This window comes from Cupriavidus sp. YAF13, assembly GCF_052113425.1.
Classification (GTDB): domain Bacteria; phylum Pseudomonadota; class Gammaproteobacteria; order Burkholderiales; family Burkholderiaceae; genus Cupriavidus.
The window spans coordinates 1-22,198 of sequence record NZ_JBFRDD010000032.1 but is presented as its reverse complement, the minus strand read 5'-3'; the positions used below and the strand labels follow the sequence as shown (position 1 = coordinate 22,198).

Annotated in this window: 21 protein-coding genes; 6 read left to right on the top strand and 15 right to left on the bottom strand. The window is 65.6% G+C overall.

The window, feature by feature from the left end:
• Positions 1–438: 438 nt before the first annotated feature.
• The 5 genes from AB4061_RS23975 (at position 439) to AB4061_RS23955 (ending at position 7,386) form a co-directional block, all read left to right on the top strand.
• Positions 439–1,407 carry a sulfonate ABC transporter substrate-binding protein gene (locus AB4061_RS23975; protein ID WP_441638142.1) on the top strand — a complete coding sequence of 323 codons (969 nt, stop codon included), beginning with the start codon at positions 439–441 and terminating at the stop codon, positions 1,405–1,407.
• Positions 1,408–1,532: 125 nt separating this feature from the next.
• Positions 1,533–2,807, top strand: coding sequence for an O-acetylhomoserine aminocarboxypropyltransferase/cysteine synthase family protein (locus AB4061_RS23970; RefSeq protein ID WP_441638140.1), 1,275 nt, complete (start codon positions 1,533–1,535; stop codon positions 2,805–2,807).
• 456 nt (positions 2,808–3,263) lie between these two features.
• Positions 3,264–4,076: a MetQ/NlpA family ABC transporter substrate-binding protein gene (locus tag AB4061_RS23965; protein WP_441638138.1), complete on the top strand. Its 813-nt coding sequence runs from the start codon at positions 3,264–3,266 to the stop codon at positions 4,074–4,076.
• Positions 4,077–4,193: 117 nt separating this feature from the next.
• Positions 4,194–5,177, top strand: a complete 984-nt coding sequence (locus tag AB4061_RS23960; protein WP_441638136.1) for an aliphatic sulfonate ABC transporter substrate-binding protein — start codon at positions 4,194–4,196, stop codon at positions 5,175–5,177.
• 400 nt (positions 5,178–5,577) lie between these two features.
• Positions 5,578–7,386, top strand: coding sequence for a methyl-accepting chemotaxis protein (locus AB4061_RS23955; protein ID WP_441638134.1), 1,809 nt, complete (start codon positions 5,578–5,580; stop codon positions 7,384–7,386).
• A gap of 72 nt (positions 7,387–7,458) precedes the next feature.
• Here AB4061_RS23955 and AB4061_RS23950 read toward each other — a convergent pair whose 3' ends face one another.
• On the bottom strand, positions 7,459–8,298 hold the full coding sequence (locus tag AB4061_RS23950; RefSeq protein WP_441638132.1) for an SDR family NAD(P)-dependent oxidoreductase: 840 nt from the start codon (positions 8,296–8,298) through the stop codon (positions 7,459–7,461).
• Between the two features lie 124 nt (positions 8,299–8,422).
• Here AB4061_RS23950 and AB4061_RS23945 point away from each other — a divergent pair, with 124 nt between their 5' ends.
• Positions 8,423–9,376: a GlxA family transcriptional regulator gene (locus AB4061_RS23945; protein WP_441638130.1), complete on the top strand. Its 954-nt coding sequence runs from the start codon at positions 8,423–8,425 to the stop codon at positions 9,374–9,376.
• Between the two features lie 45 nt (positions 9,377–9,421).
• Here AB4061_RS23945 and dmpG read toward each other — a convergent pair whose 3' ends face one another.
• The 14 genes from dmpG to AB4061_RS23875 form a co-directional block, all read right to left on the bottom strand.
• A complete protein-coding gene (dmpG, locus tag AB4061_RS23940; RefSeq protein WP_441638128.1) occupies positions 9,422–10,474 on the bottom strand; it encodes a 4-hydroxy-2-oxovalerate aldolase in 1,053 nt (350 codons plus the stop codon).
• A gap of 24 nt (positions 10,475–10,498) precedes the next feature.
• On the bottom strand, positions 10,499–11,464 hold the full coding sequence (locus AB4061_RS23935; protein WP_441638126.1) for an acetaldehyde dehydrogenase (acetylating): 966 nt from the start codon (positions 11,462–11,464) through the stop codon (positions 10,499–10,501).
• 61 nt (positions 11,465–11,525) lie between these two features.
• Entirely contained in the window at positions 11,526–11,831 is a 306-nt protein-coding gene (locus tag AB4061_RS23930; RefSeq protein WP_441638357.1) for a 2-hydroxymuconate tautomerase, read from the bottom strand.
• Positions 11,800–12,588, bottom strand: coding sequence for a 2-oxo-3-hexenedioate decarboxylase (dmpH, locus tag AB4061_RS23925; RefSeq protein WP_441638124.1), 789 nt, complete (start codon positions 12,586–12,588; stop codon positions 11,800–11,802). The genes AB4061_RS23930 and dmpH overlap by 32 nt, the downstream gene beginning before the upstream one ends.
• A gap of 32 nt (positions 12,589–12,620) precedes the next feature.
• Positions 12,621–13,403 (bottom strand): 2-oxopent-4-enoate hydratase, encoded by a 783-nt coding sequence (gene dmpE, locus AB4061_RS23920; protein WP_441638122.1) that lies wholly within the window; start codon positions 13,401–13,403, stop codon positions 12,621–12,623.
• Between the two features lie 8 nt (positions 13,404–13,411).
• Positions 13,412–14,866: a 2-hydroxymuconic semialdehyde dehydrogenase gene (locus tag AB4061_RS23915; RefSeq protein WP_441638120.1), complete on the bottom strand. Its 1,455-nt coding sequence runs from the start codon at positions 14,864–14,866 to the stop codon at positions 13,412–13,414.
• A 214-nt stretch (positions 14,867–15,080) separates the two neighbouring features.
• Positions 15,081–16,013 carry a catechol 2,3-dioxygenase gene (locus AB4061_RS23910; protein WP_441638118.1) on the bottom strand — a complete coding sequence of 311 codons (933 nt, stop codon included), beginning with the start codon at positions 16,011–16,013 and terminating at the stop codon, positions 15,081–15,083.
• Between the two features lie 73 nt (positions 16,014–16,086).
• Positions 16,087–16,434, bottom strand: coding sequence for a 2Fe-2S iron-sulfur cluster binding domain-containing protein (locus AB4061_RS23905; RefSeq protein ID WP_441638116.1), 348 nt, complete (start codon positions 16,432–16,434; stop codon positions 16,087–16,089).
• A 13-nt stretch (positions 16,435–16,447) separates the two neighbouring features.
• On the bottom strand, positions 16,448–17,515 hold the full coding sequence (locus AB4061_RS23900) for an NADH:ubiquinone reductase (Na(+)-transporting) subunit F (RefSeq protein WP_441638114.1): 1,068 nt from the start codon (positions 17,513–17,515) through the stop codon (positions 16,448–16,450).
• Positions 17,516–17,530: 15 nt separating this feature from the next.
• Positions 17,531–17,890, bottom strand: a complete 360-nt coding sequence (locus tag AB4061_RS23895; protein WP_441638112.1) for a phenol hydroxylase subunit P4 — start codon at positions 17,888–17,890, stop codon at positions 17,531–17,533.
• A gap of 32 nt (positions 17,891–17,922) precedes the next feature.
• On the bottom strand, positions 17,923–19,437 hold the full coding sequence (locus tag AB4061_RS23890; protein ID WP_150987097.1) for an aromatic/alkene/methane monooxygenase hydroxylase/oxygenase subunit alpha: 1,515 nt from the start codon (positions 19,435–19,437) through the stop codon (positions 17,923–17,925).
• 41 nt (positions 19,438–19,478) lie between these two features.
• Positions 19,479–19,751, bottom strand: a complete 273-nt coding sequence (locus AB4061_RS23885) for an MmoB/DmpM family protein (RefSeq protein ID WP_441638110.1) — start codon at positions 19,749–19,751, stop codon at positions 19,479–19,481.
• A 10-nt stretch (positions 19,752–19,761) separates the two neighbouring features.
• Positions 19,762–20,757, bottom strand: coding sequence for an aromatic/alkene monooxygenase hydroxylase subunit beta (locus AB4061_RS23880; RefSeq protein ID WP_441638108.1), 996 nt, complete (start codon positions 20,755–20,757; stop codon positions 19,762–19,764).
• Between the two features lie 64 nt (positions 20,758–20,821).
• Positions 20,822–21,040 (bottom strand): phenol hydroxylase subunit, encoded by a 219-nt coding sequence (locus tag AB4061_RS23875; RefSeq protein WP_441638106.1) that lies wholly within the window; start codon positions 21,038–21,040, stop codon positions 20,822–20,824.
• Positions 21,041–22,198: the final 1,158 nt, after the last annotated feature.

Below are 22,198 nucleotides of genomic sequence, written 5' to 3'. Positions count from 1 at the left end.
GCAGGGAATTCGGGTGAGGTTCGCGGTACGTCAGACATCGTGGCCGCGAATCTACCGCATCGCAGCATTGAGGGTAAACCCGTGATCTGGAACACACTGTCCGGAAAATCGGACAATGCAGCTTCTTCTGCCATCTCGCCGGCAACACCCAATTAAGCCGGGACATTTTTGACTGCGGCAAGGTGTCGCAGGGGTGCGCACCCTTGAAAGCAGCTGCACAAACCGCAACGCGCGTGCGGTGGGCAGCGGGGTGGCAATGGGGTGGGAAAGCAGGATGCCACGGACCGCCGAAACGTGCTTGCCACCGCGCGGCGCCCGCCGCGGTTCTATCCAAATGCAATAACCTTCGTTCCCCTCCTCGCGCGATTTCGCAACCATAGGGCCGCATCCCAACCTCAGACCCTTGCTACCGCATCGTCGACTTCGGAGAACATCGCAATGCATCCTTTCCGCCAATGGCTACCCGTCGTCGGCCGCGCCCTGGCCATCGCCGCGCTGTCCTGGTCCGCCGCCGGCCATGCCGCCGACGCGTCGGTCCGCGTGGGCTACCAGAAGGCCGGCCTGCTGGCCGTGCTCAAAGCGCAGGGCTCGCTGGAGAAAAAGCTCGCCCCGCTCGGCGTCAAGGTGGAGTGGAAGGAATTCCCCGCCGGCCCGCAGTTGCTGGAGGCGCTCAATGCCGGCGGCATCGACTTTGGCTACACCGGCGCGCCGCCGGCAGTGTTCGCCCAGGCGGCCCGCGCCAACTTTGTCTACGTGGGCGCAGAGCCCGGCGGCAAGACCAACGAGGCGCTGTTCGTGCTGGAGAAGTCGCCGATCCGCTCGGTGGCCGACCTGCGCGGCAAGCGCATCGCCTTGCAAAAAGGCTCCAGCTCCAACTACCTGCTGGTGCAGTTGCTCAAGAAGCATGGGCTGGCCCTGCAGGATATCCAGCCGATCTACCTGCCGCCCGCCGATGCACGCGCCGCCTTCGAGAGCGGCAACGTGGACGCCTGGGTGGTCTGGGACCCGTACTACGCGCTGGCGCAGAAGGCGCTGAAGGTGCGCACCATCGCCGACTATGAAGGCGTGCCCTCCCCCTTCAACTTCTATGAAGCCGCCAACGGCTTCGTCAAGGCGCAGCCGCAAGTGGTCAATGCCATCCTGGAGCAACTGCGCACGACCGGCCTGTGGGTGGTGAAGAACCCCGGCGAGACTGCCGCCCTGCTCGCGCCTGCCGTGGGCCTGGACGCGCAGGTCGTGGAGACCTGGCTCAAGCGCGTGCCGTACGGCGCCACCCCGGTAACGCCGGAGGTGATCGCCGCCCAGCAGCGGGTGGCCGACCTGTTCCACGAGCAGAAACTGATCCCCACCGCCGTCAAGGTCAAGGACAACGTCTGGCAGGCGAGCTTCCCCCTGGCCAGCCAGTAAAGGGGCCCATGCCCACATCCGGGGGCGGGCCCGCGCAGCCCCGCCCCCGGATGACACACGCGAACCACGGTTGCTACCATGCCCGTTCCTGAGCGTATTCATTCCAACAAGAAGACAACGACATCATGAAAATCGAGACAATTGCTGTTCACGGCGGCTACTCCCCGGACCCCACCACGCGTGCCGTGGCCGTACCGATCTACCAGACCGTTGCGTATGCGTTCGACAACGCGCAGCACGGCGCCGACCTGTTCGACCTCAAGGTGCCCGGCAATATCTACAGCCGCATCATGAACCCCACCAACGACGTGCTGGAGCAGCGGCTGGCCGCGCTCGAGGGCGGCGTGGGCGCGCTGGCGCTGGCGTCCGGCATGGCGGCCATCACCTATGCCATCCAGACCATCGCCGAGGCCGGCGACAACATCATCTCGGCCAGCCAGCTCTACGGCGGCACCTACAACCTGTTCGCGCACACGCTGCCGCTGTCCGGCATCGAGACCCGCTTTGCCGATGGCCGCAATCCGGCCGCCTTCGGCGACCTGGTGGATGCGCGCACCAAGGCGATCTTCGTGGAGTCGGTGGGCAACCCGCTGGGCAACATCGTCGATATCGAAGCGATCGCCAAGGTGGCGCACAGCCACGGCATCCCGCTGATCGTGGACAACACCGTGCCCTCGCCCTACCTGTGCCGTCCGTTCGAGCATGGCGCGGACATCGTCGTGCACTCGCTCACCAAATACCTGGGCGGCCACGGCAACAGCGTGGGCGGCGCCATCGTCGATAGCGGCAAGTTCCCGTGGGCCGAGCACAAGGCGCGCTTCAAGCGCCTGAACGAGCCGGATGTGTCGTACCACGGCGTGGTCTACACCGAAGCGCTCGGCGCCGCCGCCTATATCGGCCGCGCCCGCGTGGTGCCGCTGCGCAATACCGGCGCGGCGCTGTCGCCGTTCAATGCCTTCCTGATCCTGCAAGGCATCGAGACCCTGGCGCTGCGCCTGGACCGCATCACCGAGAACGCGCTGGCTGTCGCGCGCCACCTGAAGGCCAGCCCCAAGGTGGAGTGGGTCAACTTTGCCGGCCTGCCGGAGCACCCGGACCATGCGCTGGTGCAGCGCTACCTGGGCGGGCGCGGCCCCGGCATCCTGTCATTCGGCCTGAAGAGCGGCGGCCGCGAAGCCGGCGCGCGCTTCCTGGACGCGCTGCAACTGTTTACCCGCCTGGTCAACATCGGCGACGCCAAGTCGCTGGCGACCCATCCGGCCTCCACCACGCACCGCCAGCTCGACGCCACCGAGCTGAAGGCCGCCGGTGTCAGCGAAGACATGGTGCGCCTGTCGATCGGCATCGAGCACATCGACGACCTGYTGGAAGACCTGGAGCGCGCGCTGGCCGCGGCCTGAGGGGTGGCGGGGTAGCGCAGTAGCTGGCGTCGCAACGCGGCGCTCGCAACAAGAAGGGCCGGTGGCACATGGATGCCACCGGCCCTTCTTGTTTTCCGCCGCGCTGGCGACCGCTTAAGCCCGTTTGGCAAGCACAAATAAAAACGCCCACCAATGAGGCGGGCGCGAATCCAATTCCTTGGAGGGATTGGAGGAGACAGTTCTATCATAACCGCAATACGGGTTATCCCGCAACTACCCAATTGCCATATGCATATGCCGCCGAGCGAAACAGCCGTTAGCGTCACACGAGTGCCTGCAAACCTGCTTGCAGGCATATGCAAGTGCGTTATAAGACCATGCGTTTTTACTCGTTCCTTGAACGTATGCACTTCCCTACAATGGGCTTCCTTGCTTGCCGCCATCCCGGTAAGCCACGATGCACACAAACCACACAAACAATACGGGGAGCTTTAGATGAAACTGGGTTTCGGAATTCGACTGATTGCCGCGGTGCTCGCGCTCGGCGTGATCCAGACGGCCGGCGCGGCTGATCCGGACAAGAAGGAAATCCGCTTCGGCGCCACCGCTGGCCCCTACTCCGACCAGATCCGCTACGGCATCAAGCCCCTGCTGGAAAAAAAGGGCTACAAGGTCACTATCGTTGAGTTCAGCGACTACGTGCAGCCGAACCTGGCGCTGGCCGATGGCGCCATCGACGCCAATGCCTTCCAGCACGTGGCCTACCTGAAGAAGTTCTCCGGCGACCGCAAGCTGCAATTGTCCGACGTCATCCAGGTCCCCACCGCCCCGATCGGCATCTACAGCCGCAAGCACAAGTCGCTGACGGAAGTGAAGCCGGGCGCGTCGGTGTCGCTGCCTAACGATCCGTCCAACCTGGCACGCGCCATCGCCATGCTGCAGCAGATCGGCTGGATCACGCTCAAGGCCGGCACCGATCCGATCCGCGCCAGCGAGCGCGACATCGAAGGCAACCCGAACAAGCTCAAGCTGATCCAGCTCGAAGCCGCGCAACTGCCGCGCTCGCTCGACGACGTGGACTTCGCCTTCGTCAACGGCAACTTCGCGCTGTCCTCCGGCCTGAAGCTGACCGAAGCGCTGAGCCTGGAGAAGATTCCCGACTACTACATGAACCTGGTTGCCGTGCGCACCGCCGACACCGGCAAGCCGTTCGTCAAGGACATCCGCGAGGCTTACCAGTCGCCGGAATTCAAGGCGACCACGCAGCAACGCTTTGCCGGCTTCCTGCCGCCGGCCTACCAGCGCTGAGGCGCTCCTGCAGCGCGCCATCCGGCGCATAAGCAACTGCGGCATTCTTCGTTCCTTGCGGCATGGCTTTCGCCTACCCTCTTCCCCTTACAACTTGAAAGACAAGGGGGAGCGGCAATGACAAACGAACGCAACCAGCGGCGGCGGAGAATCGTTGTCAGCAGCATGCTGGCCGCCGGCGCGGCCTGCGCGCTTGGCACGGCGTTGCYGGCACGCGCGCAGGCGCCAAAGCACACGCTGCGCATCGGCTTCCAGAAATCGTCCACGTTGATGATCCTGCTGAAATCGCGCGAGACGCTGGAGAAGGCACTCGCACCGCTGGGCGCGTCGGTGCAATGGTATGAATTTACCTCGGGCCTGCCGCTACTGGAATCCCTCAATATCGGCAACCTCGACCTGAGCGCGGACGTGGCCGACGCGGTACCGCCCTTCGCGCTCGCGGCCGGCGCCAACCTGACCTACTACGCCATCGAGACGCCCTCGCCCGAAGCGCAGGCCATCGTGGTGCGGCAGGATTCGCCGATCAAGGAAATCGCCCAGCTCAAAGGCCAGCGCATCGCCTTTGCCAAGGGCGCGGGCGCGCACTACCTGCTGCTCGAAGCGCTGGCCAGCGCCGGGCTGTCGATCCGCGACATCGAGCCCGCCTACCTGAGCCCGGCCGACGCCCGCGCCGCCTTCGAGCGCGGCAGCGTGGCCGCCTGGGTGATCTGGGACCCGTTCCTGGCGGCAGTGCAACGCCAGGCCAACGCGCGCATCCTGCGCGATGGCAAGGGGCTCTCAAGCTACCGGCGCTTCTACCTCGCCGCCACGCCTTACGCGCAGAAGCATGCGGACGTGCTGGCCGTGGTCTATGAAGAACTGCGCCGCGCCGGCGAATGGATCAAGCAAAACCCCGCGGCCGCCGCGCAGTGGCATGCGCCGCTGATCGGCCTGGACGCGCCCACGGTGGAAGCCGCCAACCGCCGCCGGACCTACCAGGTGCAGACGGTGGATGCGGCCTCGCTCGATGAGCAGCAGCGCATCGCGGATGCCTTCACCAGCCAGAAGATCCTGCCGCGCAAGGTGGTGGTGGCTGAGTCGCCGGTGTGGCGGCGCGCTTGACCCTCGGGACCATTGGCTTGCCACCACGTTAACAGGTGGAGGTCCGTGCGCTCTGGCAGCGGAAAAGACACAGCGTTCTCACGCGCAAAACACGACCAGACAAAGACGAAAGGCCTCCACTTCGGAGGCCTTTCTTTTTTGCGCGAGGCAGGCTCCGCCCATGCCAACAGACGCACCACTTCGGTGCCAAATACGCAGAAAAAACCGAGCATCCGAATACCCGAACAACCAGATCGCGCTTTATCCGGATATCCGAATGGCGCTCTTCGCACTTTGAAAATTGGCTGCCCGGCCATCCTAAATTCGCCGCCAACAATGCCGTAAGAGCGAGCCAGGACCCTCCGCCCCCACCGCTCCGAGCGGCTATCCGCCCGACGAGCCAAACAAGAAAGATCCAACTATGCTGTCCTCCCTGCGCGCGCGCATCGTGGCCCTATCGGTGGCCATCGTCGTGGTGGCACTCATTGCCAACGCCGTTATCAATCACGTGGTGGCCAGTTCGTACAGCGACGACGCCATCGACAGCAACCTGGCCGCCGTGCAGAACGGCCACGTCGGCGCCATCGCCGACTGGGTGGCGAGCCACATGCAGATGATCGGCTCGCTGCAGGACGCGGCAACGCAGCCCGACACCAACGCCGCCATCGCCGCGCTCAAGCAGGTCGGCAGCGCCGGCGGCTTCGTCATGACCTACATCGGCTTTCCCGACAAGTCCCACCGGTTTTCCGATACCGAAGGCCTGCGGCCCGATTACGATCCCACGTCCCGTCCCTGGTACAAGCAGGCCGTGGCCGCCGGCAAGCCGGTGGTCACGCCGCCCTACGTGGCCGCCAGCAGCGGCAAGCTGGTCGTGACCTTCGCCGTGCCCATCCTGCGCGACGGCACGCTCAAAGGCGTGGTGGCCGGCGACGTGTCCATGGACAGTGTCATCGCCAACATCAAGGCCATCCACCCCACCCCTGCCRGCTTTGGCGTGCTGGCAACAAAGGACGGCAAGATCGTCGCCCACCAGGACGATAAGCTCACCCTCAAACCGCTGACCGATCTGATGCCTGCGCTTGCCGTCGACAAGCTCGCGGGGCTCGAAAGCGCCAAGGCGCCGCTGCAGGTCGATGTGGACAATGCACCCAAGCTGCTGCGGGCGCGCGGCGTGCCCGGCACGGACTGGATCGCTGTGATCGCGCTGGACAAAAGCGAGGCTACGGCGGGCATGCGCTCCATGCTGATGGCATCGGTGTTCGTGCTGATCGTGATCGCTGGCGTGGCTGCCGCCATCGTCGCCGGGGTGACAGCGGTCTCATTCCGAAGGCTGTCGGTGATTCGCGATGCCATGCGGGATATTGGCAGCGGGGATGGTGACCTGACGCGCCGCCTGCCAGCCGATGGCACCGATGAGGTGGCGCAGATTGCGCAGGCGTTCAACGCATTCGCCGAGAAGCTGGTCAGCGTGATGCGCCAGATCCGGGATGCCAGCGCGTCTGTACATGCCGCCGCTGACGAGATCGCGGCCGGAAACATCGACCTTTCGCGGCGCACTGAATCCGCCGCGGCGAGCCTGGAAGAGACGGCGGCGTCGATGGAACAGATCACCGCGACGGTGAGCCAGTCTGCCATGTCGGCCAGGCAGGCCGATGCGTCTGCGATCGCGGCCTCCCAGGTCGCTGGCAATGGCGGCGCCGCCATTGGCGAGGCCATTCAAACCATGAGCGAGATCGAGCGGGCTTCGGTCAAGGTGTCCGACATCATCGGCGTGATCGAAGGCATTGCGTTCCAGACCAACATCCTCGCGCTGAATGCTGCGGTGGAAGCAGCGCGCGCCGGTGAGCAGGGCCGTGGATTCGCCGTGGTTGCCGGTGAGGTGCGCGGGCTGGCGCAGCGCAGTTCGCAAGCCGCGAAGGAGATCAAGACACTGATAGAGACCACCGTCGACAGCGTGGTGTCCGGCTCCGGGCAGGTACGCCGCGCCGGAGACACGATGCATGCGATCGTCGGGAACGTGGACAAGGTGACCAACATCATTTCCGAGATCACGAGTGCTGCGCAGGAGCAGACCCGGGGCATCCAGGAGGTGAACCGGGCGGTTAGCCAGCTGGATCAGATGGTGCAGCAGAATGCGGCCTTGGTTGAGGAATCCACCGCGGCCGCCGAGGCGTTGCAGGGGCAGGCGGGCGCGTTGGCGGGGGTCGTGGGGCAGTTCAGGCTGGGGTGAGGTCCTGGGAGGAGCCCATGGCGGGCTCCCGCATCTCGGTGTTCCCCCTCCGCCTGAACGAGACCGCGTCTTTCAGGCGAGCCGGAAGCGCGCGGCCGGCACGCTGCGCGACAGGTTGGGCCCCAGCGCCGCGCGGGCGGCCTCGAAGGCATGCCAGTCGGCCACGTCCGGCAGCGACGGCAGCGTCACCACCTCACCCTGGTCCAGCCCGGACAGGGCCGCGTCGACCAGGTCGTCCGCGCTCATCACCCACTCCTGCGGCAGGTTGTCCACCGGCTGGCCGGCCACATCCCAGAACTCCGTACGGATCGCACCGGGCAGCACGGCCTGCACGCGCACGCCCTTGTCCGCCAGTTCATGCTGCAGCGATTGCGTAAAGGCCAGCACGAAGGCCTTCGACCCGCCGTAGACGCCGTTGAGCAATTCCGGGGCGAGCGCCACGATCGAGGCAATGTTGATGATCGTCCCCTTGCCACGCGCCACCAGGCCGTGCGCGGCGGCGTAGGTCAGCCGGGTCAGCGCGGTAACGTTGAGCGCGATCATCGCAGCCATCTTGTCGGCATCGGACTGGAGCAGCGGCCCCGCCGCGCCGATGCCCGCGTTGTTGACCAGCATGGTGATGCTGGCGTCGGTGCGCAGCAGCGTCTCCAGGCGGCGGACATCGGCATCGGCGCCAAGATCCGCGGTCACGATCTCCACGCAGCGGCCCGTCTCGCTGGTCAGGCGTTCTGCCAGCGTGGCCAGCCTGCCGCGGTTACGGGCGACCACGATCAGGTCGTAGCCGCGCCGGGCGAGCCGGTCCGCGTAGACGGCGCCGATCCCTGAGGACGCGCCGGTAATCAGGGCGGTGCCTTGGTGCGAATTGATTCCCGAGCTTGCCGAGGTTCCCGAGGTTGCTGTCGATGCGGTCATGTCCGTTCTCCGATTTCGTTGTTGCCGGCCCGTTGCCGGCCACCACGGAACGAAGATTAGGTGCATAATCCGATGGCAACAATGTCATAGATGCCACCTTTTATGCCATCGGTGGGAGTTCACCATGCTGCGTGTCGGAATCGTCCTTTACCCCGGCTTCCAGGTCATGAACCTGGGCGTCACCACTGTCCTTGAGTTCGCCAATCGCACCGCGGCCAAACCGCTCTACGCGGTCCACCTGCTGTCCGAGCAAGGCGGGYCGGTGCCGACCTCGGCAGGCTTTTGCGTCACCACGGAGGCATTCGACGACCGCGCGTTCGACACGCTGCTGGTGGTGGGCGACAACGATATCCAGCCGGCGTCGCCCGGTCTGGTCGCCTTCCTGCAAAAGGCGGCGCCCTCCACACGGCGCATCGGCGCCACCTGCACGGGCGCCTTCAACCTCGCCGAGGCTGGGCTGCTGGACGGCCGCCGGGCCACCACCCACTGGTTTTACGCGGCCCGGTTCCGGCGCACGTATCCCGCGGTCAGCGTCGAGGAAGACCGCATCTTCATCATCGACGGACCGGTCTGGACCTCCGCCGGCATGACCGCCTGCATCGACCTGGCCTTGGCGCTGGTCGAGAAAGACGCCGGCGCCGAAACCGCGCGCACTGTCGCGCGCAAGCTTGTTGTCTATCACCGCCGTGCCGGCGGGCAATCGCAGTTCTCGGCGCTGCTCGAGCTTGAGCCCAAGTCCGATCGCATCCAGGCCGCGCTCGCCTTTGCCCGTCTGAACCTGCACGCCGAATTGTCGGTCGACCAACTGGCGCAAGCGGCGCACCTCAGCCCGCGCCAGTTCAGCCGCTCCTTCCGCGAAGAAACGGGACAAACCCCGGCCAAGGCGGTGGAGCACCTGCGCATCGAGGCCGCGCGGCTGATGATGGAGTCCGGGCGGCATCCGATCGATGTGGTGGCCAAGGAGACCGGCTTTGGCGACCGCGAGCGCATGCGCCGCGCGTTCCTGCGGGCGTTCGGGCAACCGCCGCAGGCGATCCGGCGCATGGCGCGCGGGGAAGAGGAGCCGATGGCGGCTTGAGTGCTGGCGCCCCTATCGGACGGCCGCCCTTCGGCCGGGCGGAGCTTACGCCGTGATCCGCGCCTGCCCGGCCTCGCGCCGCGCCACCAGGTCCAGCGCCACGTCGACGATCATGTCTTCCTGCCCGCCCACCATGCGGCGCTGGCCTAGTTCCACCAGGATATCCACGGTCTTCAGCGCATAGCGCCCGGCGGCTGCCTCCGCGTGGCGCAGGAAGCTGGAATAGACGCCCGCATAGCCAAGCGCGAGGGTCTCGCGGTCCACGCGCACCGGGCGGTCCTGCAGCGGCCGCACGATCTCGTCGGCGGCGTCCATCAGCGTGTAGAGATCGCAGCCGTGGTTCCACCCGAGCCGGCTGGCGGCGGCGATGAACACCTCCAGCGGCGCGTTGCCGGCGCCGGCGCCCATGCCGGCCAGGCTGGCGTCGATGCGGTCGCAGCCCGCTTCCACCGCCACGATGGAATTGGCCACGCCCAGGCTCAGGTTATGGTGCGCATGCATGCCGGTCTGGGTTTCCGGCTTCAGCACGTCCTTGAAGGCGCGGAAGCGGTCGCGCACGTCGTTCATGTTGAGCGCGCCGCCGGAATCCACCACGTAGACGGTCTCGGCGCCGTAGCTTTCCATCAGCCTGGCCTGCTGCGCCAGCGCGGCGGGCGTGGTCATGTGGCTCATCATCAGGAAGCCCACCGTGTCCATGCCCAGGTTGCGCGCGTACTCGATATGCTGGCGCGAGACATCCGCCTCGGTGCAGTGCGTGGCCACGCGGACCACGCGCGCGCCAGCGTCGAACGCGGCGCGCAGGTCATGCACGGTGCCCACGCCGGGCAGCAGCAAGGTGGCTACCTTGGCATGGCGGACGGTCTCGGCCGCCGCCGCGATCCACTCAAGGTCCGTATGCGCGCCGAACCCGTAGTTGAAGCTGGAGCCGGCGAGCCCGTCGCCATGCGCGACTTCGATCGAGTCCACCTTGGCGGCATCCAGCGCCGCGGCGATGCGGCGCACGTCGTCCAGGCTGTATTGATGGCGGATGGCGTGGCTGCCGTCGCGCAGCGTGACATCCGAGATATAGAGTTTCTTCTGCGTGGCTTGCTGGGTCATGTCTTGTCTCCGTGCGCCCGCCGCTTACGCGGCCAGCCGCGTTTGCGCCAGGCGCTCGGCGCAGGCTAGCGCAGCGCTGGTCATGATGTCGAGGTTGCCGGCATAAGCCGGCAGGTAATGGGCGGCGCCTTCCACTTCGAGGAAGATCGATGTCTTTAGCCCGCTCATCCGCCCCAGCCCCGGGATGTTCAACGGCGCTGACGGATCGATGCGCTCGAACTGCACCCGCTGCTTGAGGCGGTAGCCGGGCACATAGGCCTGCACTGCCTTCGCCATGGCTTGCACGCTGGCCTCTATCGCCGCCTCGTCGGCGTCCTCGGACAGCGTGAACACCGTGTCGCGCATCATCAGCGGCGGCTCGGCCGGATTCAGCACGATGATGGCCTTGCCGCGCGCCGCGCCGCCCACGGAGCAGATCGCCTGGCTGGTGGTCTCGGTAAATTCATCGATATTGGCGCGCGTGCCCGGCCCGGCGGACTTGCTGGAGATCGAGGCCACGATCTCCGCGTAATGCACCTCGGCCACGCGAGACACCGCCGCCACCATCGGGATGGTGGCCTGGCCGCCGCAGGTCACCATGTTGATATTGCTGGCACCGAGCTGCTGGTCCAGGTTGACCACCGGCACCACGTACGGCCCGATCGCGGCCGGGGTCAGGTCGATTACCTGGATGCCGTGCTGCTGCAGGATCTTGTTGTGATGCGCGTGGGCGCCGGCCGAGGTGGCGTCGAAGGCGATGCGGATATCGCCAAAGCCGGCCATCCTCACCAGGCCTTCGATGCCCTCGGCCGTGGTGGGCACGCCCAGCCGCGCGGCCCGGGCCAGGCCGTCGGAGGTGGCGTCGATGCCGACCATCGCGCCCATCTCCAGATGCCGGCCGTGGCGCATTACCTTGATCATCAGGTCGGTGCCGATATTGCCCGAGCCGATGATGGCTACCTTGTGCTTGCCGGGCGGATGGCTGCCGCCGGCGCCTGCTTTCATGTCCATGTTGTCTCCGTGCCCGGGCGGTCCAGGTCCAGTGCCGCCAGGCATTCCGTATGCCGCTCCCTCAGCGGCCGAGTTCCTTCGCTGTCTTGCCCGCGATGCCAAACTGCGTCTTGGGCACCTCGGTAATCATCACGCGCACGCTCTCGATCGGCGCGCCGATCGATTCCACGGCGGCGTCCGTCAGCGCGCTGATCAGGCGAGCCTTTTGTTCTTCGGTCCGGCCTTCGATCAGAAACACTTGCATGATGGGCATGGCTTTTCTCCTGCGGGATGGGTTGAGTCGGTGGCATCGTACCGCGCCACCAGCACGCTCGCCGGGCGCATCAAACGAAGCATCAAACGAAGCGCATCGATACGGTGCCGAGATGCTGGTAGCGCACCGTGATGCTATCGCCGGCTGCTACCGCAATGGCCTCGGTCACGCCGCCGGTCATGATGAAAGTGCCCGCCGGCAGCTCGCGCCCACGCGCGCCAAGCATGTTCGCCAGCATGGCCACGCTGCTAGCCGGGTGGCCGAGCACGGCGGCGCCGGCGGCGGTGGCGACCACCTCACCGTTCTTCTCCAGCACCACGCCGAGGTTCTTCAGGTCGATCCCCTCGGCGCTGCGATGCGTGCCGCCAACGACAAAGCGTGCCGACGACGTGTTGTCGGCGATCACGCTCTTGAGGTCGAAGCGGAAGTGTTCATAGCGCGAGTCGATCACCTCCACCGCCGGCAGCACGAAATCGGTGGCGGCCAGCACGTCGCCGATATGGCAGCCCGGTCCCTTGAGCGGATGCTTGAGCACGAAGGCGATCTCGGCCTCCACCTTGGGATGGATCAGCGATGCGGTATCGATGGTGCCACCGTCCATGCAGGCGCCGTAGTCGGTCAGGAAGCCATAGACCGGATCGGTCACGCCCATCTGGCGCATCTTGGCGAACGAGGTCAGCCCCATTTTCAGGCCGGCGATGCGGGTGCCGCGCGCTTCCTTGCGCGCCCGGATCGCGTCCTGGATGGCGTAGGCGTCATCCCAGTCCATATCGGGGTGGGTGTCGGTAATCTTGCGCACCGGCTCGCGCCTGAGCTCGGCGTTTTCCAGGTGCTCGGCGAGTTGCCGGATGGTGTCTTGGGTGAGGTTCATGGCGTTGTCCTGGGCTGCTATGTGGAATCCGATCAAACGAAGCGCACGCCGGCGGAGCCGATGCCGCCCAGGCTGATGCGAAGCTGGTCGCCGGCCTGGACAGGCACCATCGCGGCCAGCGAGCCTGACAGGATCACCTCACCCTTCTTCAGCCCGATGCCGAGACGCCCCAGCGTATTGGCCAGCCACGCCACGGCGTTGGCCGGGTGGCCGAGCGCGGCGGCGCCCGCGCCGGTGGCGACGATCTCGCCGTTCTTCTCCAGCGTCATGCCAACGGTGCCGAGGTCAAGGCCGCGCGGGTCCACCGCGGCGTCGCCCAGCACGAACACACCGGACGATGCGTTGTCCGCCACGGTGTCCTGGATCCGGATCTTCCAGTCGCGGATGCGCGAGTCGACGATCTCGAAGCACGGCAGCACGTAGGCGGTGGCGCGCAGCACATCGGCATTGGTCATGCCCGGGCCTTCCAGGTCTTCCTTGAGCACGAAGGCGATTTCCCCTTCGGCCTTGGGCGCGATCAGCGTATCGGCGGCAATGGCAGCACCATCGCCATGGACCATGCCGGACAGCAGGTGGCCAAAATCCGGCTGGCGCACGTCGAGCATGTCCATCACCACCCGGCTGGTCACGCCGATCTTCTTGCCGATCACGCGCTCGCCGGCGTCCAGGCGGTGCTGCACCATGGCCAGCTGGATGCGGTAGGCATCGTCGATGGACAGTTCGGGGTAGCGCTCGGTCAGCGGGGCGATGGCCCGGCGTTTATCCAGTGCCTGATGCAGGCTCGCGCCGATCTCGAGAATGTCTTCGGGTCTCATGGCCTGCCTCACAGTTTCACGCACACGTTGCGCAACTCGGTATAGAACTCCAGCGAATGCACCCCGCCCTCGCGGCCGATGCCGGATTGCTTGGCGCCGCCGAAGGCGGTGCGCAGGTCGCGCAGGAACCACGCGTTGATCCAGCAGATGCCCACCTCCAGCGCGCTGCCCATGCGGTGCGCGGTGCCCAGGTCGGACGTCCATACGGTGGCGGCCAGCCCGTAAGGCGTGTCGTTGGCCAGGCGGATGGCGTCTTCCTCGGTATCGAACGGCGCGATGTGGCAGCAGGGGCCGAAGATCTCCTCGCGGATCACCGCCGAGTCCTCCGGCAGGCCGGTCCAGATGGTGGGATGCACCCAGGCGCCTTCGGCCAGCGCACCGGGCATCTCGGGCACACCGCCGCCGGTGACCACGGTAGCGCCCGCATCCGCCGCCTTGCGGTAGTAGGACAGCACCTTGTCGCGGTGCTCCAGCGACACCAGCGGGCCCATGTTGACACCCTCATCGTTCGGCCGGCCGATGCGCAAGCCCTCGGCCCTGGCCTTGAGCGCCGCGACGAAGCGCGCGAAGATGGGCCGCTGCACGTAGACGCGCTCCGTGCCCAGGCAGACCTGGCCGCTGTTCTCGAAGGCCGAGCGGGTGATGCCGGCCACCGCCTTGTCGAAATCCGCGTCGGCGAACACGATGCCGGCATTCTTGCCGCCCAGCTCGAACGAAACCGGGCGCACGCCATTGGCAGCCGCCTTCATGATGGCCTCGCCAGTACGCGTCTCGCCGGTGAAGGTGATGCCGTTCACATCCGGGTGCGCGGTCAGGAAGGCGCCGGCGGAATCCGGGCCAAAGCCGTGCACCACGTTATAGACGCCCGGCGGCACGCCGGCCTCGTTCATGACCTCCCCGAGCAGCGTGGCGGTTGCAGGCGTTTCCTCCGATGGCTTGACCACTACCGTGTTGCCGCACGCCAGCGCGGGGCCGACCTTCCAGGTCATCAGCAGCAGCGGCAGGTTCCACGGGCACACTACGCCGATCACACCGCGCGGCGAGCGCACCGCGTAGTTGATGGCCTCGCCGCCATCCGGCGTGGCCATGGCGAAGCTCTCGGCCGGCACGTTCTTGATCAGGTCGGCGAACACCTTGAAATTGGCGGCGCCGCGCGGGATGTCGATATGGCTGGCAAGCGAGTGCGGTTTGCCGGTGTCGGCGATCTCCGCTTGCAGGAAGTCATCGAAGCGGCGGTTGATGCCGTCGGCCACCGCATGCAGCAGCTCCACGCGTTGCGCCACGGTCATCTGGCCCCACGGGCCTTTCAGCGCTTGCTTTGCCGCTGCGACGGCGGCATCGACCTCGGGCTTCCCGGCTTCGTGCACTCGGGCGATCAGGCTGTTGTCGACCGGGTTGCGGTCGTCGAACTGGCGATGGGTGGCCACCCATTCGCCGTTGATGAAGTTCTTGAACTCTTTCATGTTGTCTCGCTTGGTGCGGCGGGGTGCGCCGCTTTGCCTTGCTGTCTTTCGCCTTGCTACGCCTCTGCCGTGCTTTGCTCCCCTCTCCCGCAAGCGGGAGAGGGGAGCAAACACGTGGCGCCTGACGTCTCGTTTCACCACGCCTCTGCCCCGCCTTGCTCCGCTGGGAGAGGGGGGCAAGCATCTGGCATCGGAGAAGTCGTCGCGCCGGGGATCAGGTCAGTACATTCAGGAACGCATCGTTCAGCTTGCGGTCGTGATAGAAGATCGCGCGGCCCAGTTCGTTGTCGGTCCACGTGATGGTCGGCTTGTCGGGATAGTGGATATAACCGCCAGAGAAGACCTCATTCCGGTTGCCCGAAGGATCGAAGAAATAGATCGTCGCGCCGCGGGTAATGCCATGGCGCGTCGGCCCGATATCGAGCGACACGTCCTTCTTGGAAATAATGTCGGCGGCCTTCAGCACTTCGCCCCAGTTGTCCAGGTTGAACGAGGCGTGATGGAACTTGTTCTTCTCCGCATGCCGGATGAAGGCGATGTCATGCGCCTTGTTGGAGCACGTCAGGAAGGCGCCGATCATCATCTTGTCAGGGCCGGCGACCACTTCCTCGGCCAGCGTGAAGCCGAGCACGTCGCGGAACAGCTTGACCGTGCCATCCAGGTCGTCGCCATAGAGCAGGCAATGATCGAAGCGGCTGGGCGCCATGCCGCGCAGGTCGTCCGGCCACGGGTCGGGATTGCTGTCGCCGGTCAGGCAGCCCAGCTTGTCCTTGTCGGCGAAGAGTTCGATGRCATGTCCCGTGGGAATGGTGAAGCGAAAGCGCACGCCGGTACGCGGATGCTCGCCGGCGGGAATCCACTGGAAGTCCGACGCGAGTCCGGACTGCTCCACTTCCTGTGCAAGCCGCTCCAGCGTGCGGCTGCTATCCACGCGAAAGCCCATGTAGTCCATGCCCGGGCTGTCGGCCTCGCGCAGGACCACGCTGTGGTGATCGTGCTCGTCCCAGGCCTTCAGGTAGACGCGGCCCTTGTCGTCGCGCGCGGTTTCGATCAGTCCGAGTACCTCGGTGTAGTGCTTGAGCGCCGGTTCGAGTTCCAGCACGCGCAGTGCCACGTGCCCCGGGCGCAATACGCCTGTCAATGCCATGACTGTCTCCTTGATGATGGGGTTATTGGTCCAGCTTTTATTGCTGCGTTCATTGCTGCGTTCATTGCCGCATCTATGGCTGCTTGTTCAACTGCTCCTGCGCTGCGTCCTGCCGCGCCCGCTGCTTGTCCAGGCAGCGCTGCAGCAATGCCACCGGCTGCAGGCGGATATCGCTGTCGGGGAAGGCCTTGCAGGCGAGCACAAACCCACTCCCCTCCTCCGCCTCCGACAGGCAGGCGCGGCTCATCTTGCCGGTACGGTAGCGGCCAGCCTCGATGCGCACCTTGCACACCCCGCAGCCACCGCCCCGGCAGCCCGCGGGAATGCCACGCTTGCCCAGGGCTTCCATGGCGCGCAGCAGGTTCTGCTCCGGCGCGCAGGGGTAGCACTGGCCGCTTCCCGCAATCTCGACGGTATGCATGCCGCGCCCTCCATCAGATCTTGAACAGCGGGCTGCGCGCGCTGTTCTGTGCGTCGCCGGCCGAGATGAACTTCTCGGTGTGGATGTCCTCCTCGAACAGCCGGCCCTGCATCAACGTACGGATGCAGGCTTCGATCATCGGCGGTGGGCCGCACAGGTAGGCCTTGTGGCCACGGAAGTCGGCGGTAGCGCCATTGGCGTAAAGGCCGTGCAGGACGTCATGCACATAGCCGCGCGCGCCATCCCAGCCACTGTCCGCCGGTTCGTCGGAGAGCGCGGGCACATAGCGGAAGTTGGGATGCGCGCCGGCCAGTGCACGGAACGCCTCGTCGTAGTACAGCTCCGTGCGGTTGCGCGCGCCCTGCACCAGCGTGATCGGCAGGGTCTCGCCGGCGGCCAGCATGTCCAGGATCATGGCGCGCGGGCTGGACAAGCCCGAGCCGCCCGCCAGGAACAGCATGGGCTTTTGCGCCGACTTGCGCACGAAGAAGCGGCCGTAAGGCGCGGAAAATCCGAGTTCATCACCCACCGACAACCGATCGTGCAGGTAGCTGGTGGCCTGCCCGCCTTCCACCCGCCGCACATGCAGCTCCACCAGGTCGTCGCCGGGACGGTTAGCCAGCGAGAACGCACGCGGCTGGTCGCAGCCCGGCACGCGCAGGTTGAGGTACTGGCCGGCCTGGAAAGCTGCCGCGGCGCCCCCCTTCACGCGCAGCCAGATGCCGCGGATGGTGGGGGTCAGCGCGCGGGCCTCCACCACCTCGGCACGATAGTCGGCCAGCGGCAAGCCGAGCGAGTCGGCGTCTTCCTCGATATCGGCCTCGATCACCATGTCGGACTGCGCGGTGGCGCAGCAGGCCAGGCACTGCCCGCTGTCACGCTCGAAATCCATCAGCGCGAAGCTGGAGGCCTCTCCATGCTCGAACTCGCCCTGCACCACCTGCACCTTGCAGGTGGCGCACAGCCCGTGGCAGCAGGCGTGCGGCAGCCACACGCCGTTGCGCAGGCAGGCATCCAGCACGGTCTGGCCCGGTGCGATGGGAATGGTCTGCCCGATCGGTTCAATGGTCAGGGAATACATCTTGTGTCTCCTGCCTTAGCTGCCACTGCCGCCAATGCCATCCAGCCCCGGCGTGCGGAACCGGATCACCGCCTTGTGGCCCAGGCCGTTCTCTTCCAGCGTGCGGTCGAGGCCTGGCTGCCAGGGCTCGCTGCCGCGCAGCCATTCCACGCGGCGCCAGTCGATGCGGGCAAAGTCGGGGTGATAGCCGTAGACGCCCGGCAGCACGGTCTCCACGACATCGCGCAGGCGCATCGACGGCGGCAAGGGAAGGCAATGCGGCGCACAGAACAGCAGGTGGCGGTCCCAGCCGATATAGAGCAGGCGGTTGCCGTGGAACACCGCTTCGCGGTCGGCGGGCTCGAACGCGTAGGGGCCAATGGATACGACGGACATGGTGGTCTCCTTATCTCTTGTATGCCGGCTGCTCAGGCAGCCGTGCCCGGCACGCCTTTCCAGGCGTTCCAGTTCTTCTGATCCTGCGAACCTTCGAAATCCAGGTTGTCGGCGCCAGGGTTGATGCGGTACCACTTGAGCACGTCGTCCAGCGATCCACCGCCGCAGTTGCCCTGGTAGATCTGGTGCACAGGCAACCAGGCCTGCGCGTACTTCTGCGGCTCGCCGTCGAAGATGTCCTTGCAGCCGTCCGAGCAGAAGTGGAACCGCATGCCGTGGTAGCTGCTCTCCCGGTAGCAGGTCTGGGTGGGGTCGTCCGGCTCCGAGAACACCATCGGGATCTGGCAGGTCTGGCACAGCATCGGCAGCGTGGCGTTGTAAAAGCGCTCCCCTTGCTGCTGGCGTTCCTGCCAGTAATCGAGGCGCGGCTTGTAGTAACGCGCGAAGGTGTCGGGATATTTCTCCGTCAGCCATGCCATTTCGTCCTGCTTGGGCACCCAGGTATGGAAGCCGGCCGCGGCGGCGTAGTTGTAGAAGGTGCCCCAGGCCTCGTGGGTGATGCGGTCCTTGGTCTTGGTGGCCACCTCGTGGTACTTGGGCATGCGCAGGCCGTAGCGCTCCAGGTCCTTGAACAGCGCACCGCCGGCCTGCTCGAAGTACATCTCCCAGGCTTCCGCCCACGACATCACGCGCTTGGGCAGCATGTAGTCCATCATCATGCCGACCAGCGTGAGCAGGCGAAAGCCGCGCCAGAACCATTTGTCCAGCCACTTCTGCAGGATGGGGATATTGTCCGGGTCCTGCTGGCACAGGAACTTCACCACTTCCAGGCCCAGCGTCATATGGCGCGATTCGTCGGACTGTGCCGAGAAGCCGAAGGTCACCGTGGCCATGTCGCCGTTGTAGGCCGCACCCGACATGAAGGGCATGAACAGCAGGTTGGTCAGCACATACTCGAAGGAGAACGAAATCGCGGTGATGAACTCGAACGGCCCCGCGCTCATGGCGTCTTCGAAGTAGGACTTGGGCACGGACAGGTACCAGACCCGGTCATGCATGTGCTGCCATTCGCCGAAGCCGTTGAAGTACTTGTTGTAGACCGACAGCGTGTGCATCTGGGTCTGCGCGTGGCGCAGCTCGTCGATCGACTGCATCTGCGCCGCCACCCGCGCGCCGGCGCCGCGAAAGTGCCGCCCGAGGTGGGCATAGCCACGGTGCGCCGCGTACTCCAGCGGCGTTACGCCGGTCAGGAACAGGCGCAGCGCGTTCAGGTAGCGCGGGTCCGAGACGTTGAGGTGGCCGTTGTTCTGCACGAACGAATCGATGATCGCGTACAGCTTGCGCTCTTTCTCCGACTGGTACTTCCAGTAGGCGTCCATGGTCATGCGGAACGGGTCTTCCCATTTGTCCCAGTCATGGATCTTGATGCCTTCGTACTTGTCGTAGGGAAAGACCTTGTCCATCGGCTCGTAGGTGGTTTCCCAGCCGAGGTCGCGCGTCATCGTCGCGTATTTTTCCCGCAGGTTCAGCTTCTTGCGTGCGTCCATGATGTTCTGTCTCCGTTTGTCTTTGCTGTGGGCGGGCCACTTCAGGCGTTCCAGTGCAGGGTGAAGGCGTCGTCGTCTTCGTCGATGTTTCCCGACAGCGAAATCAGGTTCAGGTGGATCTCCTGCAGGTCCCATTCGCGGCCGAGTTTTTCCGACACCAGTTCGCGCACGATGGTCAGATGGCCCGGCGCATCGATCTTCACCATCGCGGGAAACTGCGACACCACGGCGTGCGGGTTGGCCTCGGTGATGGCGTCGATGATGGGGCGGGTGTCGTCATTACTTTGCAGCGCGATATAAACGTTGGCGGTCATGGCGGGCTCCTCAGGCGGCAAGGCCAAGCTTGTTAAGACGCACGTCGAACTGCTCCACGCACAGCGCCACCACCCGCTCGCCGCCCTCGCCCAGCAAGGTGTCAGCCACCGGCACCAACGCTTCGGCCGCTTGCGCGCGTGCGGCGCGGGCCCAGCCGGACAGCAGCACGCGATTGGCGTCGGATTCGGCCGCTGCGGTCTGCACCACCGAGTCGACCCAGCGTGCGTGTTCTTCGCGCCAGTCGTTCATGAACTCGGTCAGCACCGCCAGCCCGGTGCCGCAGGCGCGGACGATGGCGGCGTCGGCGTGCTGGTACACCATCGGGTAAAGCAGGCCGTCGAGCACCAGGTTCTGGGTGACGAAGGTCTCGAACCAGTCCTCGATCACGAAGCTGCGCTCGATCAGCCGGCGCATCGGCTGCCACGCGGCGCTCTCCATCCAGGCCACCTTGGCGCGCTCCAGCGCCACGCCGGTGTTGCCGTCCAGCAGCATGCCGATGCGCGACAGGTACTGGGCAATGCCGAGGCGATCCATCGCACAGTAGGTGCAGGCCTGGGTGATGGCCGTGCCCCAGCCATAGTCGGCGCAATAGAAGTTGTTCATGTTGGCGCCCCACTCCACGTGGCGCAGCGGCAGCAAGCCGTCTGCCAGGCGGTCCTGCCATTCGGCGGGCAGTGCCTGCAGCAGCCCGCGCTTTTCCACGAAGGCGAAGCTCTTCTCGGTGGCGTCCTGCTGGCGGCCGCGCGCCGTCACGTAGGCGCCGTAGAAGTACTGACGCGGGTCCTTGAGCGCGTACCAGTCCGCCATCACGATCGCGGTACGGCGCTTGTCGTAGATCTCGTGTTGCGAGTCCCAGGTCGGGCGGTAGTGGAAATTGACTTCCGACTGCACGTCGTAGGTGGCCTCCTGGTAGCGCGAGGCGGGCTTGTCGCCAAAGCGGCGCGCCACATGGCCGTAGGTCTGGCGCAGCGGCTGGATCTGCTGGGTCTTGATATCGACTTGCATCGCTTGGTCTCCTGGGTCTTGCTGTTTTTATGGGGGTGGTTCGGTGCGTGGGGGCCGGCCGTGCTCAGTCGTCCCGATCGGGCGCCGGGAGCTCCGGCGGCAGGAAGCGCACGTGGTTGACGCTGCAGAAGGCTTCGAACATCGGCTCGGGCATGATCAGCTCGACATTGAGCTCGGGGTCCGCCACGCTGAACGCGAACTGCACGAAGCCCTCTGGCGTGCGGCCGTCAATGCGCACGAACCGGGGCGAGGCTTCAAACAAGGGGACCGACTGGTTGATCATGGCGCTGCTCCTTCGCGTGGGCTGTATGGCCTCTATTGCGAAGAGCGTGCCAGCTGACGCAAACGACGGCGCCACAAGGCGCGTCGGGATTCGGGCCGCGCTGGATTTGGCGTTTACCCTGAATTGCGCATGCGCCGCGGCTCAATCAATTGATGAAGTGCAAGGTGGGATTTGACCAAATGATGAAATGCCGCGCTGGGTGGTGGTTTGCGGGGAGCTTATTGCCTTTGCGCAAGGCTGCGGCGCTGCAACAGGGAAGGGGGCGGGGGGAGGTTAGAGGTAGGAGGGGGAAGGGATTGCTGGCGCATGCGGCGCAACAAGTGGGGGGGTTACTTGATTGGGGTGGGGATTGGTAATTGCATCAAATGATTAAATGGGATTTGGGTGGTGGATGGTGGGTGGCGCTGATTGTTTGAACGGTGTTGGCGTTTGCACCCAAGGTGGCCGTACGACGTTGCTCTGCTGGGTTGGTCGCTGTTTCTTTGTACGGCGTTGGTTTTTGCACCCAAGTGCCATACGACATCCCCCTGCGGGGGCTGCCGGTCACTCTTCTTTGCGTCGGCAAAGAAGACTAACGAGAAGAAAGCCGACCCTGCCGGGCGCAGAGCAATAAGGCTATTTGGGCCTCGGTGGTTGCGTCGTACGGCCCCGAGTGTTGGCTGGCATCTGCCGGTACCGGCTTGAAGGGCCACGAACCTGCCAGCTTCCGGGATGCGTGGTGAGCCCCCCGGTAGCGGACATCACTTGCTTCAAGCCGTCTGTCGCTCGTGGCGTGGCCGGCCACGAAGTTGCAAGCGCACCGGTTCCGTCGTGGGCGCGGTGGCACCGGGTTGACTTGCCCGAGACMTTGACCACCGCGCCCGCCCCACCACGAAACCATTGGCAGGCGATGTGTCGTGGTGCTTCGCGCCGGTAACGGCAGATTGGCGAAAGGGCAAGGATACCGCTACCGGGGGCCGCACTACGAATCCCGGAAACCGGCAGCGTCGTGGCCCTTCAAGCCGGTACCGGCAGATGCCAGCAGAACTGTGGCCGTACGAAGAAACCAGTATCCCTAGCACCCGCGATTGCTCTGCACCCGGCAGGGTCGGCTTTCTTCTCGTTAGTCTTCTTTGCCGACGCAAAGAAGAGTGACCGGCAGCCCCCGCAGGGGGATGT